The 1340-nt window shown below is 43.4% G+C and carries 1 protein-coding gene; it reads right to left on the reverse strand.

Features of this window, described 5'->3' with window-relative positions; genetic code table 11:
• Positions 1 to 12 precede the first annotated feature (12 nt).
• Positions 13 to 1340, reverse strand: a 1328-nt coding sequence (locus tag ASC50_RS00630) for a TolC family protein (RefSeq protein WP_226995295.1), incomplete at its 5' end; no start/stop codon positions are given.

A 1340-nucleotide genomic window follows, 5' to 3' on the forward strand; every position in this document is an offset into this window, starting at 1 on the left:
CGCAATGACAGATTACAGTTCTCCTTTATAATATTGTAATAATTTGTGTTTCAACTGATAACTTAAATTCGTGTGCAGTTCTTCGATGCGCGACTGCAACAGGCGATTAGAACTTGTGGACAGGACGATGGCATCTATCAAACCCTCTTCGTATTTCCGTTGGTTCATTCGATGTGCACTAACCATCGCCGTGGTACGTTTCTGCGCGTGAGCATATTCGTCCGACAAACCGTTGACATCGACCACCGCTTGTTCGATTTCTCGATACACTTGGCGGAGTGTTGCTTCATGCTCACTTTTGGCAATCACCAATCGCTGTTTGCTTCTTTTCATTTCCGATGACCGGGAAAAGCCGTCGAAAAGCGGGATAGACAACGACAGTCCCACATAACTTCCTTCGCGGGCTTTCAACTGTTCCGAAAACGACAGATAAGTGCCCCTGTCCATCAACCGCGAAAATCCGGTAGAAATTCCTGCGCTCGCCGACAACGTTGGAAACAACCGTCCACGTGCAATTTTGTATTGTATCTCGTTGATAGACAATGATTTATCGGTAGACAATACTTTGGGCAAAGTCGATAATGCCTGTTGAAAAACGTCAAAAGCACTTTCCGATTCTTTGCTTGCCAACACCGTTTTATCATAATCGGCGATGCGCAAATCTTCCTCTACCGCCCAATTCATTTTTTCTTTTAACTTGATGATTTCCAAATTGTAAAGATTGGTCTGTTTGGTCAATAAAAAACGGTCTTCCGCTTCCTTGGCTTGAATTTCAGTCAAATCGGGAATGGATTTGATGCCCAATTCTTCCATCCGTTGAAATTTTTTCAGATTACCGACACTTTCTTCCAATTGCTGCTGCGCCAATCCCACAGTTCCCTTATAATACAGCACATTGAAACAGATTTCCATTACCTCGAAAGCAATTTTGTCTTTGAGTTCCTGCAAGTCTTCGTTGCCTTTCAGACGGTTGATTTGCGCTATTTTTGCCCGATACACTTTCGAAAAACCGTCAAACAAAGTCATAGAAGCATAAATTTCGTAGGCATTGCTGAAAGTATTATCACTGACGTAGGCATTCGTTTCTTCATCCGTATGACGACCAAAACTCATCCGCACATTTGTCCCTGCACCCACGGAAGGCAAAAATCCGCCAATCGCCTCCAACCGATCGAGTTTATAAATGGCATTCTGCGCCTCCTGCCGAGTCCGCTGCGGATTGTGCACGATAGCATATTGGATACATTCGTCCAAAGTGAGCACTTTTTCCTGCGCAACAACCATTTGCGAAAAAAAGACTGCCAATATCATCCAATTATATTTCATTTTGCACTTAATTT

This window comes from Candidatus Symbiothrix dinenymphae, assembly GCF_001431085.1.